Source organism: Curtobacterium sp. SP.BCo (assembly GCF_051903265.1).
Classification (GTDB): Bacteria; Actinomycetota; Actinomycetes; order Actinomycetales; family Microbacteriaceae; genus Curtobacterium.
The window spans coordinates 274,849-289,260 of record NZ_CP194337.1 but is presented as its reverse complement, the minus strand read 5'-3'; the positions used below and the strand labels follow the sequence as shown (position 1 = coordinate 289,260).

The 14,412-nt window shown below is 70.6% G+C and carries 14 protein-coding genes; 7 read left to right on the top strand and 7 right to left on the bottom strand.

Annotated features, from left to right (window positions below; genetic code table 11):
• Positions 1-44: 44 nt before the first annotated feature.
• Genes ACRQ4B_RS01330 through ACRQ4B_RS01315 form a run of 4 tightly spaced genes read right to left on the bottom strand, consistent with a single transcriptional unit; the run spans position 45 to position 3,393 of the window.
• A complete protein-coding gene (locus ACRQ4B_RS01330; protein WP_439692930.1) occupies positions 45-707 on the bottom strand; it encodes an ABC transporter ATP-binding protein in 663 nt (220 codons plus the stop codon).
• A complete protein-coding gene (locus ACRQ4B_RS01325; protein WP_439692929.1) occupies positions 704-1,996 on the bottom strand; it encodes a hypothetical protein in 1,293 nt (430 codons plus the stop codon). Before ACRQ4B_RS01325 ends, ACRQ4B_RS01330 begins: the two co-directional genes overlap by 4 nt.
• Positions 1,984-2,889: a hypothetical protein gene (locus ACRQ4B_RS01320; RefSeq protein ID WP_439692928.1), complete on the bottom strand. Its 906-nt coding sequence runs from the start codon at positions 2,887-2,889 to the stop codon at positions 1,984-1,986. The genes ACRQ4B_RS01325 and ACRQ4B_RS01320 overlap by 13 nt, the downstream gene beginning before the upstream one ends.
• 57 nt (positions 2,890-2,946) lie before the next feature.
• Positions 2,947-3,393, bottom strand: coding sequence for a hypothetical protein (locus ACRQ4B_RS01315; protein WP_439692927.1), 447 nt, complete (start codon positions 3,391-3,393; stop codon positions 2,947-2,949).
• A gap of 122 nt (positions 3,394-3,515) precedes the next feature.
• Between ACRQ4B_RS01315 and tsaB the strand changes: the two genes are divergently transcribed.
• The 4 genes from tsaB (at position 3,516) to ACRQ4B_RS01295 (ending at position 6,580) form a co-directional block, all read left to right on the top strand.
• The gene (tsaB, locus tag ACRQ4B_RS01310) at positions 3,516-4,142 is read left to right on the top strand and encodes a tRNA (adenosine(37)-N6)-threonylcarbamoyltransferase complex dimerization subunit type 1 TsaB (RefSeq protein ID WP_439692926.1); all 627 of its coding nucleotides are present in this window, start codon (positions 3,516-3,518) and stop codon (positions 4,140-4,142) included.
• A complete protein-coding gene (rimI, locus tag ACRQ4B_RS01305) occupies positions 4,139-4,669 on the top strand; it encodes a ribosomal protein S18-alanine N-acetyltransferase (RefSeq protein WP_439692925.1) in 531 nt (176 codons plus the stop codon). Before tsaB ends, rimI begins: the two co-directional genes overlap by 4 nt.
• Positions 4,656-5,711 carry a tRNA (adenosine(37)-N6)-threonylcarbamoyltransferase complex transferase subunit TsaD gene (gene tsaD, locus ACRQ4B_RS01300; RefSeq protein ID WP_439692924.1) on the top strand — a complete coding sequence of 352 codons (1,056 nt, stop codon included), beginning with the start codon at positions 4,656-4,658 and terminating at the stop codon, positions 5,709-5,711. Before rimI ends, tsaD begins: the two co-directional genes overlap by 14 nt.
• Before the next feature lie 86 nt (positions 5,712-5,797).
• Positions 5,798-6,580 (top strand): DUF4190 domain-containing protein, encoded by a 783-nt coding sequence (locus ACRQ4B_RS01295; protein ID WP_439692923.1) that lies wholly within the window; start codon positions 5,798-5,800, stop codon positions 6,578-6,580.
• 153 nt (positions 6,581-6,733) lie between these two features.
• On the opposite strand, the gene ACRQ4B_RS01290 is transcribed toward ACRQ4B_RS01295, so the two are convergent.
• On the bottom strand, positions 6,734-7,936 hold the full coding sequence (locus ACRQ4B_RS01290) for a class I SAM-dependent methyltransferase (protein WP_439692922.1): 1,203 nt from the start codon (positions 7,934-7,936) through the stop codon (positions 6,734-6,736).
• Positions 7,937-8,099: 163 nt separating this feature from the next.
• Here ACRQ4B_RS01290 and groES point away from each other — a divergent pair, with 163 nt between their 5' ends.
• Both groES and rarD read left to right on the top strand, forming a co-directional pair.
• Positions 8,100-8,396 (top strand): co-chaperone GroES, encoded by a 297-nt coding sequence (groES, locus tag ACRQ4B_RS01285; RefSeq protein WP_071292506.1) that lies wholly within the window; start codon positions 8,100-8,102, stop codon positions 8,394-8,396.
• 157 nt (positions 8,397-8,553) lie between these two features.
• Entirely contained in the window at positions 8,554-9,516 is a 963-nt protein-coding gene (rarD, locus tag ACRQ4B_RS01280; protein WP_439692921.1) for an EamA family transporter RarD, read from the top strand.
• A gap of 175 nt (positions 9,517-9,691) precedes the next feature.
• Here the strand turns inward: rarD and ACRQ4B_RS01275 are convergent, their stop codons facing one another.
• Both ACRQ4B_RS01275 and guaB read right to left on the bottom strand, forming a co-directional pair.
• The gene (locus ACRQ4B_RS01275; RefSeq protein WP_439692920.1) at positions 9,692-11,023 is read right to left on the bottom strand and encodes an ABC transporter substrate-binding protein; all 1,332 of its coding nucleotides are present in this window, start codon (positions 11,021-11,023) and stop codon (positions 9,692-9,694) included.
• 212 nt (positions 11,024-11,235) lie between these two features.
• A complete protein-coding gene (guaB, locus tag ACRQ4B_RS01270) occupies positions 11,236-12,738 on the bottom strand; it encodes an IMP dehydrogenase (RefSeq protein ID WP_439692919.1) in 1,503 nt (500 codons plus the stop codon).
• A 245-nt stretch (positions 12,739-12,983) separates the two neighbouring features.
• On the opposite strand from guaB, the gene ACRQ4B_RS01265 reads away from it, so the two are divergent.
• Positions 12,984-14,402 carry a branched-chain amino acid ABC transporter permease gene (locus tag ACRQ4B_RS01265; protein WP_439694339.1) on the top strand — a complete coding sequence of 473 codons (1,419 nt, stop codon included), beginning with the start codon at positions 12,984-12,986 and terminating at the stop codon, positions 14,400-14,402.
• The last annotated feature ends 10 nt before the right edge of the window (positions 14,403-14,412 follow it).

The window sequence follows — 14,412 nt, the reverse complement described above, 5'->3', positions numbered from 1 at the left end:
CGGTCGTGATCGGTTCTGCGTCCACGGCTGGTCGCGCAGCGCCATCACGGGTGAGGCTCGAGGAGTTGCTTCTGGTGGAGTACCAGTCGGCGGTCGCAGCGCTGGGCGATGCGGCCGCTGTGGGTGACGATGACGAATCGGGTTCCCGCTCGTTGCAGGAGGTCGAACAGCGTGAGCACGTCGTCTTCGGTTCGTTCGTCGAGCGCTCCGGTGGGTTCGTCGGCCAGGACGACGGGTGGACGTTTCGCTATGGCACGGGCGATGGCGACGCGTTGCGCTTCCCCTCCCGACAATCGTCCGGGGCGCTTGCCGGCGAGATGGCTGATGCCGACTGCTTCCAGTGCGGCGAGCGCGAGGGCTGCTGACCCGGAACGTTCCGGGACCCCGAGCCGGACGTTGTCGAGCACGGTGCGATCACCGAGCAGGTCGGCGTCCTGCGTCACGATGCCGATGTGCCTGAGCCGGTGTGCGGCCATCCGAGGTGCTGTGCGTTCGAGTGCGCGCCCGTCGTGTTCGTAGGTCCCCTCGAAGTCGGTGTCGAGACCGGCGAGGATCCGGAGGAGGGTGCTCTTGCCGGATCCGCTGCGCCCGGTGATCGCCACCGAGCGTTCGTCGTCGGAGAGTTCGAAGTCGAGTCGGTCGAACAGCACCCGTGGTGACCGGTCGGGTTCGGTGATGGTCTTCGAGACGTCGCGCAGCGCGATCATCGTGCAGTACCCCTTCGTGGTCGGGTGGTCAAACGGTCTCGGATGCCTCGCCGTTGCAGCCGAGCGTCGATCAGACTCCAACCGACGAGGACCGTGGCCACTCCGATGCGAGCGACGTCACTGTCGTTGGGCACCAGCGAACTGACGGTGAGGAACGAGCCGAGCGCAGCGGCGTACTCACAGAGACAGCTCGCGCCGAAGAGTCGGCTCGCGCCGTCCGGACTCCTGCCGAGGAGGTGGTGGAGCCTGGCGACGGGCGTTCGTCGGCTCCGCAGGAGTCTGTTGAGACTGAGCGTGACGGTGCCCACGCCCGCGGTCAGGACAGCCAGCAGTGCTGTCATCAGTGCCAGGTTGTCCCGGACGAGCTGGCGGACGAGACCGAGCTGCACGAGGTAGGCCGGTACACCGAGCAACGTGTAGGAACTGAAGCCGGTGTCGTTGCCGATCGCGTCGAGTCGCGCGACGACGTCTCCGAAGTCGAGATCCCGATCCACGGCGAGATCGGCGTTGAGGACCTGGAACGCCAAGCGACCGAACAGTTCCGGGTCCAGCCGGTTGAGCGCTGCTCGGTCGAGGCCGGCGAGCTCCGGCGGGTAGGGCACCACGATGGTGTCGTCGAGGTAGTGGTTGGCCTGCCCGCGGAAGTACATGGCGCTGTCCGGTCGGAGGAAGCCGACGACTTCGAGTTCCTGCTCCTGCAGGATGACTGCTCCGGTGATGACCGCTCCGAGCTCGTAGACGCCGTGGTAAGCGTCGCCGAGCAGAACCGGTATCCGGTCGGACCCCCAGTCGACAGCGGCCCAGGGGATCGGCTCGCCGTCGTCGACCGAGAGCCCCGCGAAGTCGTACGCGGTCTCGTTGAGTTGGATGGACTTGACGTCGCGGACGGTCCGCCCGGATTCGTCTCGGTACGGTCCGTTGAGCGTGTACTCGGTGCCGTACCCGACATCGAAGCGGTCATCGCCCCGGAAGTCCTGGACCGTGACGGGCTGGTCGTACGACGAGATGAAGTTGAACCCGGGTTCCTCATCGACGCGGTCGACGAACGACGCGACCCCGTCCAGAGCCCGCTCGTCGTGTCGGACTGCCTCGAACGCAGCAGGGGCGAGGTCGTCGACCACGGTGTACAAGTCTGCGTCGGCGCGAGCGGACAAGCCCTGCGCCACAGCCTGTGCCGTGGACTGGGTGAAGGACGCCACGTTGTACCAGCACAGGGCGAGCAGCACGATCACGACGACCTTGGCGGTGAGGACGGCCCAGTTGGATCGGAGGTCCTTCAGCAGTTCCATCGTCGGCTTCCGTGCCAGAAGGTCGCGACCGTGGCGGCGAGGACGACCGACCCGGCCGTGACGACGGCAGCGGTGACGCCGATCTCGAGGAGGGTCACGCGCTCCGCAACCGCCGCGCAAGCGAGCGCGACGGTGCACGCGGCGACGCAGATCGCGCCGACCCTGACGGCGGCGACGCCGAGGCTGGTCAGACGGGGCACTCCGGTGGTGAAGCGGACGGCGGCGGTGCGGAGCTCCCGACGTCCGGCCTGCACGCCCGCGATCACCGTGATGAGCACGGTGACGAGCGCGCCGAGCGTGATCACGACCGGGGACACCGTGTCGACGTTCGTCCTCCGGTTCGTGCCGTCATCGACCACTTCGACGCCCCGGCCGGGGAACTGTGCGCGGTAGTGGCGAGCACTGTCCGGACCGTCCAGGAGCAGGCGCTGGGGTGATGCGGAGAACAGGGACGGGTCTGCGACGACCACCTCGTCGGAGAGGAGGCTCTCCGCCCGGACGCCGAGACGACCCACGACGTCGTACGTCTCGCCACCGACGGCGATGGCACCCCTGCGGACCGCAGCGTCAGCGCCGACGAGTGCCTCGCCCGGAGCCCCCGTCAAGGCATGTCCGCTGTGCAGCGGAACGTCCAGCCACGCTCCCGCCACGATCGCGACGGCGCGCACGTGGTCGTCGAGCTCCACGAACACCTTCGTCCCCGGTTCGAACACGCTCCGGGCGTCCACGAGGTCATCGAGCGTCGCGGTCACCCAGACGCTCTGGCCGGTGCGGAGGTCGTTGCCCTCCGCTGCGACGACACGTCGCTGCGCGTCGAAGGTACCGATGAGGACCGTCAGGGACAGCGCGAGCAGGAGGAGCGCGCCTGTGGCCGCGAGCTGTCGTATGGTCATGTCGTCCTCTCACGGTGCAGCGGGTGCGAGCTCGGAGCACACACCCGCTGCGACGTGTCATCGGCCGTAGTAGGTCTTGGCGGTCCCGACGCCGCTCCCGGGCTGGTTCGGCCGGTACGGCTTCCACACCGTCACGGCTTCGGTGCCGGACTTGCCCCACTTCCGCCCGGAGTCGGCGAGGACGCTGCTCCCGTGCTCGAGCCGCGCACGGGTGTAGTGCTGCACGCCGGCCCAGGTGGTCCAGCCGTGCGAGCGCTTGTGCGTCGTCCCACTGATCGTCTTCTGCTCTGCCGCGCCGCGGTGGTTCACCGTCGCCCGGGTCATCCCCCGCGTCGCACCGTCAGTAGTCCCGGTGCCCTCAGACCATCCGCCGACGGCGCCGATGCCCTCCGCGTCGCCCTGCGCGTGCGCAGGGACCGCACCGAGGAACATCGTCCCGCCGACGGCGACAGCGGCGCAGCCGGCAGCGAGCCGCCGGGCGTGCTTGCCGATCGTTCCCATCATCCACTCCCATCTGACCGCTGAGCGGTTCGGCGGTCGTTCGTTAACATGTCACATTGTGGCCGAGCCGTCGACCCCCACCACGGCGGGAACGTCGCCGCCCCGGTCGCGCCTACGATGGACGGGTGCTGCTCGCGATCGACACCTCCGCCGGAACGTCCGTCGCCGTGGTCGACCCCGCCACCGGCGAGGCCCGCTCGACGCGCGGCACCGAGGACTCCCGCCGGCACGCCGAGGTCGTGGGCCCGTTCCTCGCCGAGGTCCTGACCGAGGCCGGCATCACCCCCGCCGAGGTCACCGCTGTCGTGGCGGGCATGGGCCCCGGCCCGTTCACCGGCCTCCGCGTCGGCATCGCCGCCGCCCGCACCTTCGCCGCGGCCCGGGCGGTCCCGTTCCTCCCGCTCGTCAGCCACGACGCCGTCGCCGCCGACCAGGCGCAGCCCGGCCCGTTCGTCGTCCTGACGGACGCGCGACGGCGCGAGGTCTACTGGAGCGCGTACGACGAGACCGGCACGCGCGTCGCCGGTCCCGGTCTCGCCAAGCCGGCGGACCTCGACGACGCGATCCGCGCCTCCCGTCCCGACGCCGTGGGCTGGGACCGGGTGACGGCCCTGTCCGTCCCGGCCTGGAGGCTCGGCGCGCTCGCCGCGGACCGGCTCGCCTCCGGCGGGCCCTTCGCCCAGGACACCCCTCTCTACCTCCGCGACCCGGACGTCACGATGCCGGGTGCGCCGAAGCGGGTGAAGCAGTGACCCTGCCCGACGGGCTGCGCCTGCGGCGCGCCCACCCGCAGGACCTCAACGACGTGATGTGGCTCGAGCACGCGTCGTTCCCGACGGACGCCTGGTCGGCGTCGCAGATGTCCGGCGAGCTGTACTCCCCGCACGGGTACTACGTCGTGGTGGAGACCACCGAGGGCGGTGCGCCGACGATCGTCGGGTACGCTGGGCTCTCGTCGCTGGCGGGCAACCCCGTCGCGGACGTGCAGACCATCGCGGTCGCGGCGGACCAGCGTGGGAGGGGCATCGGCCGGGTGCTCCTCACCGAGCTGCTCGACGAGGCACGGCGTCGCCACGTGCAGGAGGTCTTCCTGGAGGTCCGCGCCGACAACCCCGTCGCCCAGGCGATGTACACCGCGTTCGGGTTCGAACGGATCGCGGTGCGGCCGCGGTACTACCAGCCGGACGGGGTCGACGCGTGGGTGATGCGGGCCGAGCTGGCGCCTGCACCCGGTGGCCCGGGACCGATCGGACAGGAGACCCTCGATGACCGCCGCTGAACCCCTGGTGCTCGGCATCGAGACGAGCTGCGACGAGACCGGCGTCGGCATCGTCCGGGGTACCACCCTGCTCGCGAACGTCATCGCGTCGAGCATGGAGGAGCACGCGCGCTACGGCGGCGTCGTGCCCGAGGTCGCGGCGCGGGCCCACCTCGAGGCGATGACCCCGACGCTGCACGAGGCGCTCGACCGCGCCGGGGTCACCCTCGACGAGCTCGACGCCGTCGCGGTGACCGCCGGACCGGGACTCGCGGGTGCGCTGATGGTGGGGGTCGGTGCGGCGAAGGCGCTCGCCGTGGCCACCGGGAAGCCGCTGTACGGGGTGAACCACCTCGTTGGACACGTCGGTGCGGACGTCCTGCGCGCGGACGGCAGCGAGATCGACCTGCCCACGGTGGCGCTGCTGGTGTCCGGCGGGCACACGTCCCTGCTGCTCGTGCGCGACCTCGTCGGCGACGTCGAGCTCCTCGGCGAGACCATCGACGATGCCGCGGGCGAGGCGTTCGACAAGGTCGCCCGGCTGCTCGGCTTGCCGTACCCGGGTGGCCCGCAGATCGACCGGGCGGCGGCCGAGGGCGACCCGACCGCGATCCGGTTCCCGCGCGGCCTCACCCTGCCGAAGGACATGGCCGCACACCGCTACGACTTCTCGTTCTCCGGGCTGAAGACCGCGGTGGCCCGGTGGGTGGAGCGCTGCCGTGACGAGGGGCGCGAGGTCCCGGTGGCCGACGTCGCCGCGAGCTTCCGTGAGGCCGTCGTCGACGTGCTGCTGACGAAGGCGTTGGCGGCCTGCCGTGACACCGGTGTGGACCGGCTGCTGCTCGGCGGCGGCGTCGTGGCGAACGCCCGGCTGCGACAGGTCGCGACGGAGCGCTGCGCGGCGGCCGGTGTGGCGCTGCGCATCCCGCCGTTCGAACTGTGCACGGACAACGGGGCGATGATCGCGGCGGTCGGCGCCCGACTCGTCGCCGAGGGGCACGCGCCGAGCGACCTCGGGATCGCGGCGGACTCGACGCTGCCGGTGACGACCGTCCAGGTCTGACGTCGGCGGCGTGTCCGGCCCGTGATCCCCGGCGTGTGGGAGGATTCACAGGGCACCGACGACCGTGGTGCCGAGAGGGGTGGACGGTGTCCGATCAGAACCAGTGGCCGAAGCCGGGCGAGACGCCGGGCGAGTCGACGCCGGGCGGCACGCCTGCCGACCAGCACGCACCGTCGAGTGCGGCGCAGCCGGATGCCGGTCAGCCGCAGCAGTACGGCGCCTCTGCTCCCGAGGCTCCCGCCGCGTCGAACGACCCGTGGGGACAGTCCGGCCAGGGCCAGCAGAACCCGTACGCGGCACCGAGCCAGCAGAACCCGTACGCCGCGCCGGGACAGCAGGGCGGGCAGCCGGGCCACGGCGCACCGCAGAACCCGTACGCGGCACCGAGCCAGCAGAACCCGTACGCCGCGCCGGGCCAGGGTCAGCAGAACCCGTACGCGGCGCCGGGCCAGGGCCAGGGCCAGGGCCAGCAGAACCCGTACAACCCCTACGCGGCCCCCAGTCAGGGCCAGCAGAACCCCTACGCGGCTCCGGGCCCCTACGCCGCGGCGGGGTACCAGCCCTACGCGCAGCGCCCGAAGACGAACACCCTGGCGATCCTGTCCATCGTGTTCGGTCTCGGCGCGATCCCGCTCTGGTTCATGGCGATCCTGCTGGGCCCGGCCGGTGCGATCCTCGGGCACGTCGCCCTCGGCAAGATCAAGCAGTCCGGTGAGGGCGGCCGCGGGCTGGCGCTCACCGGCATCATCGCCGGCTGGGTGATGACAGGCGTCTGGATCCTCTGGATCATCGGCATCGCCGTGTTCGCCGGCATCGGGAGCTCGTACTCCGACAACTACGGCTACGACTCCGGCGCCTTCATCGGCTGATCCGGCCGCCGCGTCGGGCCGGCCGTTCGCACAACCGAAGTGGCCTCGAACCGCGGGATCCCGCGGTTCGAGGCCACTTCCGTCGTGCGGATCCGATCCGCACCGCGACACGGGGAGCGCACCGCACCGCGACCCGGGGGAGCGCCCCGCGCCCTACCCGGCCACGTCCGCGAGCCGCTCGCACAGGATCGCGGTGTGCCGTCCCTCCAGGCGGGTGAGCACGAGCGTGACGCGACCGTTGCCGCGCAGCCGCAACCGCTTCCGGAACTGCGCGGGGTCGACGTCGACCCCGCGCTTCTTGATCTCCACGGTGCCGATGTCGTCCGCCGCCAGGCGTGCGGCGAGCTGCTTCACGTCGAGCGGCATCGTGTCGAGCACCCGGAAGCCCTGCGCGAACGGCGTCGTCACGGCTCGGTCGGCGGTGACGTACGCGATGCCGTCGGACAGCATGTGGCCGTCGAGGGACCGGGCGAGGTCACCGATGAGCCGGGCGCGGATGACGGCCCCGTCCGGCTCGTAGAGGTACGCGCCGAGCGGTCCGGTGCCCTCGTCCTCGGTGTCCGCCGGGGCGGTCAGCTCGGCGATGCCGTGCGCACCGATCACGGTGGCCGCGCGCCGGACGCCCGGACGGGCCAGTGGGCCGAACCAGAGGGCGAGCTCGACGACCTCGCGGTCGACGGACGTCCACTGCGCCTCGGCGGTGTCCGGGATGAGCTCGCGGTCGACGCCCGGGCCGAGCTTCACCCCGGTCGGCGTCGTCGTGGCGCTCGCGAACACGGTGTCGAGCGACGGGGACCAGTCGTCCGGGTCGGCCAGGCGGCGGGTGTCCGAGTGCCCGGCGGTCCGGCGGGCCGGGTCCATCCACACGCCGTCGACGCGGGACAGGTCGAAGTCGGCGGCGTCACCGAGCTCCACGCGCGCGGAGCCCCACAGGGACAGGTTGTGCGTGGCGACGGCCGCGGTCACCTCGTCGCGGTCGACGGCGGTGACCTCGAGGTCGAGGGCGGCCATCGCCATCGCGTCCCCGCCGATGCCGCACCCGAGGTCGGCGACCCGGGTGATCCCCGCGGCGGCGAACCGTCCGGCGTGCTGGGCGGCGACCTGCAGTCGCGTGGCCTGCTCGAGGCCGGCCTCGGTGAAGAGCATGCGGGACGCGAAGTCGCCGAACTTGCCACGGGCCTTCTGCCGCAGCTTCGCCTGGGTCAGGACCGCCGCCACGAGCCCGGGGTCGTGCCCTTCGGACCGCAGCCGGGAGACGACCCGGACGATCTCACCACCGTCGGACACGGCGGGGGTACGGTCGAGCAGGGCCATCCCCTCGGGGGTCAGCAACTGGGCGAGATCGGCGGCTTCCACCCGACGATCCTGCCAGGTCGCCGAGCGGCCGACCGGACGTTGGCACTCGGATTGACCGAGTGCCAACGACGCCCTAGAGTTGGGGCAGTTGGCACTCTCCTGTGCGTAGTGCCAACCCGGTTCCCATCTGTACCGAGTCTGTACCGAGAAAGAAGAGGTCACCGTGGCCGTCAGCATCAAGCCGCTCGAGGATCGCATCGTCATCCGCCAGGTCGAGGCGGAGCAGACCACCGCTTCCGGTCTGGTCATCCCGGACACCGCGAAGGAGAAGCCCCAGGAGGGCGAGGTCGTCGCCGTGGGTCCGGGTCGTATCGACGACAACGGCAACCGCGTCCCGCTGGACGTCGCCGTGGGCGACAAGGTCATCTACTCGAAGTACGGCGGCACCGAGGTCAAGTACTCGGGCGAGGACCTCCTCGTCCTCTCGGCCCGCGACGTCCTCGCGGTGATCGAGCACTGAGACCTCGTTCTCTGCTGCGAACGCCCCGTTCGGCTCCGGCCGGCGGGGCGTTCGTGCGTCCTGGGTCGTGCGTCGTGCGTCCGGCACGTGGTCGTCCCGTCGGCCGGGAGGCGCGGTCCGTCCCCGGCTCGTCGGTGCCCGTTCCTAGGATGGTTCCGTGAGTGAACCGTCCCCCGCGCGTCCCGTCCGCAGCGAGGCATCCGTGGGTGTCGTGCAGGCGATCGTCGCGTACGGGCTCTGGGGCCTCATGCCGCTGCTCTTCGCGGCGATGGCCCCCGCCGGCGCGTTCGAGATCGTCGCCTGGCGGGTCGTCTTCGGGCTGGTGTTCTGCGCGGTCGCCATCGCCGTCACCCGGTCGTGGCTCCGGACGCGTTCCCTGATGGCGCAGCGCCGGGTGATGCTCGTGATGGGGCTCGCGGCGGTGCTCATCCTGGTGAACTGGACCGTGTACGTCGCGGCGACGACCTCGGGGCACACCGTCGAGGCGGCCCTCGGGTACTTCATCAACCCGCTCGTGACGATCGCGCTCGGTGTGGTGGTGCTCCGCGAACGGCTCCGTCCGCTGCAGTGGACCGCCGTCGGGATCAGCGTCGTGGCGGTCGTCGTCATCGCGGTCGGGTACGGGCAGATGCCGTGGATCTCCCTCGCGCTGGCGTTCTCCTTCGGCCTGTACGGCCTGGTGAAGAAGCGGGTCGGCGGGACGGTGGACGCGCTGTCCGGTCTGACGATCGAGACGGTGTGGCTGCTGCCGATCGCCGTCGTCGCCCTCGTGGTGCTCGGGGTCACCGGGTTCGGCGGCGGTGTGACGTTCACGAGCGAGGGTTGGGTGCACGTCCTCGTGACGGTGCTGACCGGGCCGGCGACGGCGGTGCCGCTGCTGCTGTTCGCGTCGTCCGCGCGTCGGGTGAGCCTGTCGACGTTGGGGTTGACGCAGTACCTCGCGCCGATCATGCAGCTGCTCGTCGGGGTGGTCGTGCAGCACGAGCCGATGTCGGGTGCCCGGTGGTTCGGCTTCGGGATCGTCTGGCTGGCCCTGGTCATCCTGACGGTCGACTCGTTCGCGGCTGCTCGGGCATCGCGGCGCCGGGCGCCGGGTGCTGCTGCGGCCGAGCCGGTCTGACGGGGCCGGGCCGCGCCTCCAGGCAGGTGCCTGCGACCGCGCCCGCGTGGTGTCCGCCGGGCCGAGCCTCGGCGTGGGCGACCGCTCTCGCGCCCGCGGGCCCGCGGAACGTCGCTGGGCCCGAGCCTCGGCGTCGTGCAGCCGAGACTCGGGCCCAGTGTGGGATGGGTACTGCCTACTTCTTGACCGAGCCCTGGATGGCGCTCTGGTAGACGGGCTTGTTGTCGCCGTCGAACTTGTAGATGCCGATGTAGGCGCTCGACGGGTCGTTGTTGTCGTCGAACGGACCGATGCCCGACGGACCCGTGTAGTGGATGTCCTCACCCTTGTCGAGCAGGGCGACGCAGTCCTTGAACGTCGAGCACTCGGTGCCGCCGTCGGCCCCGGACACCGCGGCCATGTTGGCCTGGATGGTGCCCGAGTCCGTGCCCTTGCCCTTCACCGCGGCGAGGGCCGCGAGGACGGTGGCGTCGTACGACTCCGCCGCGTACGAGTAGTCGGCCAGGTCCTTGCCGGACGACTTCTTGTAGAAGGCGGCGAGCTGCGCCTTGAACTCGTCCTTGGGCGAGGCACCGGGGATGGTGCCCTGCGCGCCGGTCAGGGTGCCCTTGTCAAAGTCCTTCGAGTAGTCCGCGGTGTTGCCGTCGGACATGTAGATCTTCGACATGTCGGCGTCCTGCGACTTCAGCTCCGGGATGATCGACTTCGTCTCGTCGAACGCCAGGACGACGATGGCGTCGGGCTTCGTGGCGAGTGCCGCGGTGACCTCGGAGGAGAACGTCGTCTGCCCGGGCGGGAACTCCTGGCCCTTGCCCTTGCCGCCGTAGACCACGGATCCGCCGGAGTCCTCGACGGCCTTCTGCACGGTGTTGCGGAGGCCGGTGCCGTAGGTGTCGTTGAAGACCAGGAACGCGACCTTGGCGTTGCCGTCGCCCGTGACGAGCTGGCCGAGCGCCGAACCCTGCACCGAGTCCGGCGGAGCGGTCCGGTAGTAGTACGACGAGTAGCCCGACAGGTCCGCCGCGGTGTTCGCGGGCGAGATCTCCACGATGCAGTTGCTCGTCAGCTGGTCGATGACGTTCAGCGTGACGCTGGACGACTCGGCGCCGATCGCGACCGGGACCTTCGCGTTCACGAGCTTCGTGGCGGCGGAGCTCGACACGGTCATGTCGTTGCTGTCACCGGAGTCGGTGGCGGGGTCGATCGTGACGTCCTTGTCGAGCACGCCACCGGCGGCGTTGATGTCCTGCACCGCGAGGCCGACACCGGACTCGGCGGGCGGGTTGAGGTACGCCAGCGAGCCGGTGAGCGGCAGGATGGTGCCGATCTTCAGCGCGTCGGTGCCGGGAGTGTCAGGGGCCTTGCAGCTCGCGGCGGGGTCCTTCTTCGCGCCGCTGGACGCGGAGGAGGACGGGGAAGCGCTGCCGCTGGTGGAACAGGCGGCGAGCAGGAGCGCCGCCGCTCCGGCCACTGCCAGTGCCGTGGTGGCACGGGTGGTTCTGATCATCCGTGGTGCCCTTTCTCTTCGCGGAAGGCCCCGGCGCATCGGGTCGAGTGCGGCGTCCTCCACGTGGGATGTCGAGAAAGCTAGAGCGGATGTGTTTCGCCCGTGTGTCGATCATCCACCCCTGGGTGTTTCGTTACAGACCCGTGATGAATCTGTGCAGACGCACAAACGCCCCGCTCCGGATCGGAGCGGGGCGTTCGATGGGGGACTGGTCAGCCGCGGTAGTTCGGCGCCTCGACGACCATCTTGATGTCGTGCGGGTGCGACTCCTTCAGCCCGGCGGCCGTGATCCGGACGAACTTGCCGCGTGCCTTGAGCTCCGGCACGGTACGGCCACCGACGTAGAACATCGACTGGCGCAGGCCGCCGACGAGCTGGTAGACGGCGTTCGCGACGGAGCCGCGGTAGGGCACCTGACCCTCGATGCCCTCGGGGATGAGCTTCTCGTCCGAGGGGACGTCGGCCTGGAAGTAGCGGTCCTTCGAGTACGAGGTCTTCTCGCCGCGGGTCTGCAGGGCGCCGAGGGAGCCCATCCCGCGGTAGGCCTTGTACTGCTTGCCGCCGACGAACACCAGCTCGCCCGGGGACTCGTCGGTGCCGGCGAGCAGCGAGCCGAGCATCACGGTGTCCGCGCCGGCGACCAGCGCCTTGGCGATGTCGCCCGAGTACTGCAGCCCGCCGTCGGCGATCACGGGCACGCCGGCCTCGCGCGCCGCGAGGGATGCCTCGTACACGGCGGTGACCTGCGGGACGCCGACTCCGGCGACCACGCGGGTGGTGCAGATCGAGCCCGGGCCGACGCCGACCTTGACCGCGTCGACACCGGCGTCGATGAGCGCCTGGGCACCCTGACGCGTCGCGACGTTCCCGCCGATGACGTCGACGCCCGCGAAGCGCGGGTCGGCCTTCAGGCGGCGGACCATGTCGAGCACGCCTTCGCTCTCACCGTTCGCGGTGTCGACCACGAGCACGTCGACGCCCGCCTCGAGCAGGGCCTCGGCGCGCTGCCAGGCGTCACCGAAGAACCCGATCGCCGCGCCCACGCGCAGGCGGCCCTCGTCGTCCTTCGTGGCGTCCGGGTACTTCTCGCTCTTGTCGAAGTCCTTCACCGTGATGAGCCCGCGGAGCTTGCCGTCGGCGTCCACCAGCGGCAGCTTCTCGATCTTGTGCTGCGCGAAGATCGCCACCGCTTCCTCGGGGTCGATGCCCTCGTTCGCGGTGATCAGCGGCGCCTTCGTCATGACGTCACGGACGAGCGTCGTGCCCAGCTCGAACGGGGCGACGAAGCGCATGTCCCGGTTCGTGATGATGCCGACGAGCGTGCCGTCCTGCTCGACCACCGGCAGGCCGGAGACGCGGAACTGCCCGCAGAGGGCGTCCACCTCGGCGACGGTGGCGTCGGGCCGCGTCGTCACGGGGTTCGTGATCATGCCCGACTCGGAGCGCTTGACCTTGTCGACGTAGGCGGCCTGCTCGGCGATCGACATGTTGCGGTGCAGGATGCCGATACCGCCCTGACGGGCCATGGCGATCGCCATCCGGGCCTCGGTCACGGTGTCCATCGCCGCGGAGAGCAGCGGCACGTTGACGGAGATCCGCTTGGTGAGCCGGGACGTGGTGGACGCCTCGCTCGGGATGACGTCGGTGTGCCCCGGCAGGAGCATGACGTCGTCGTACGTGAGTCCGATGAATCCGAACGGATCCGGCTGGTCCATGGGTCCCCTTCGTGGGCGAGGTGAAGTGGTTGCGCGAACACCGGGAACGCGGCGGCGGGTTCCGGATAGACCATGGTAACGCGCGTGCCCGCTCCGCCATTCCTGCCCGGACCAGGGCTCGGCGCTTCCTGTGGAGGATCACGGTTGCGGCACGATTTCTCCAGGGAACGTGATGGAAACACGGGGGACACAAAAAATCCCTATGGTCCTCGACTATCCGAACGAGAGGCTCATCCGTGGGTTCCATCACTCCGCCGGGGTCAGCGCTGCGGCGCGGACTCCGCCGTGGGGCACCAGGCCGCAGCCGCCTGGTCCTCGCCGCAGTACTCTTCCTCGCTTTCCTCGCCACCTTCGCGGTCGACTGGGCAGTGTCGCCCTCGGCGGAGGCGGCGACGAGCACGAGCAGTCCGTCCGCCACCAGCAGCTCGGCCCCGGCCAGCAACCAGCCCTGCACGGTCAGCCCGACCAACGGCTGCATCCAGGGCACCATCACCGACTCCGACCGGGAGCCCGTCTCCGGGGTGGCCGTCGACGTCTCCGGCCCGGGCGGCTTCGCCCAGACCGCGACCACCGCCGACACCGGGCGCTGGTCGGTGCGGGTCACCGAGGCGGGCAGCTACTCCGTCACGGTCGACCAGGGCACGCTGCCGAAGGGGCAGTACCTGACGAACGCGGCGGACGCGAAGCGCACCGTCACCGCCAGCCTGAACGCGAACGTCGGGCAGATCTTCCAGCTCTCCGACCAGCAGGGCGTGGTCACGAACGACGACGCCACGAGCGTCACACCGCAGCGGGCCTGGCAGCAGTTCGCGTCCGGCATCCGGCTCGGGCTCCTCATCGCCCTGGCGTCGGTCGGCCTGTCGCTGATCTACGGCACCACGGGGCTGTCGAGCTTCTCGCACGGTGAGCAGGTCACCCTCGGCGGGCTCCTGGCGTACCTGTTCGCGAACCAGCTCGGGTGGAACATCTGGCTCACCGGCATCGTCGTGACGCTGTTGTGCGCGGCGACCGGGTACCTGCAGGACGCCGCGATCTGGCGGCCCCTCCGGCGCAGGCGGATCAGTCTCACGCAGCTGATGATCGTGACGATCGGTCTGTCCATCGCCGCCCAGTACGCGTTCCAGTACTTCTTCGGCGCCTCGACCGTCCGGATCCAGCAGGGCAACCCGGAGACGGTCCGGTTCGCCGGCGTCACGCTGACGGTGCAGTCCTACGTGGCGATGGCGATCGCGCTCGTCGTGCTCGTCGCGACCGGCCTCTTCCTGGCGAAGACCCGGTTCGGCCGTGCGACCCGCGCGGTGTCCGACAACCCGGCACTGGCCAGCGCCTCCGGCATCGACGTCGACCGGGTGATCCGGTTCGTGTGGACGCTCGCCGCCGGGCTCGCGGGCCTGTCCGGCGTGATGCTCGGGCTCGTGCTGAACGGCGTGAACTGGCAGACCGGGCTCCAGCTCCTCCTGCTCATGTTCGCCTCGGTCACGCTCGGTGGCCTCGGCACCGCGTACGGCGCGCTCGTCGGCTCGATGATCATCGGCATCGTCGTGGAGCTCACGAACCTGGTGCTCCCCGGTGACTTCAAGTACGCCACCGCCCTCGTCATCCTCATCCTCATCCTGCTGTTCCGGCCGCAGGGCATCTTCGGCCGTGCCGAGCGGATCGGCTAAGGAGCGCCGC

Coding starts and splice junctions, on each gene's coding strand:
- ACRQ4B_RS01330 (WP_439692930.1), bottom strand. CDS start 707: ATGATCGCGCTGCGCGACGTCTCGAAGACCATCACCGAACCCGACCGG.
- ACRQ4B_RS01325 (WP_439692929.1), bottom strand. CDS start 1,996: ATGGAACTGCTGAAGGACCTCCGATCCAACTGGGCCGTCCTCACCGCC.
- ACRQ4B_RS01320 (WP_439692928.1), bottom strand. CDS start 2,889: ATGACCATACGACAGCTCGCGGCCACAGGCGCGCTCCTCCTGCTCGCG.
- ACRQ4B_RS01315 (WP_439692927.1), bottom strand. CDS start 3,393: ATGATGGGAACGATCGGCAAGCACGCCCGGCGGCTCGCTGCCGGCTGC.
- tsaD (WP_439692924.1), top strand. CDS start 4,656: ATGACCGCCGCTGAACCCCTGGTGCTCGGCATCGAGACGAGCTGCGAC.
- ACRQ4B_RS01275 (WP_439692920.1), bottom strand. CDS start 11,023: ATGATCAGAACCACCCGTGCCACCACGGCACTGGCAGTGGCCGGAGCG.
- guaB (WP_439692919.1), bottom strand. CDS start 12,738: ATGGACCAGCCGGATCCGTTCGGATTCATCGGACTCACGTACGACGAC.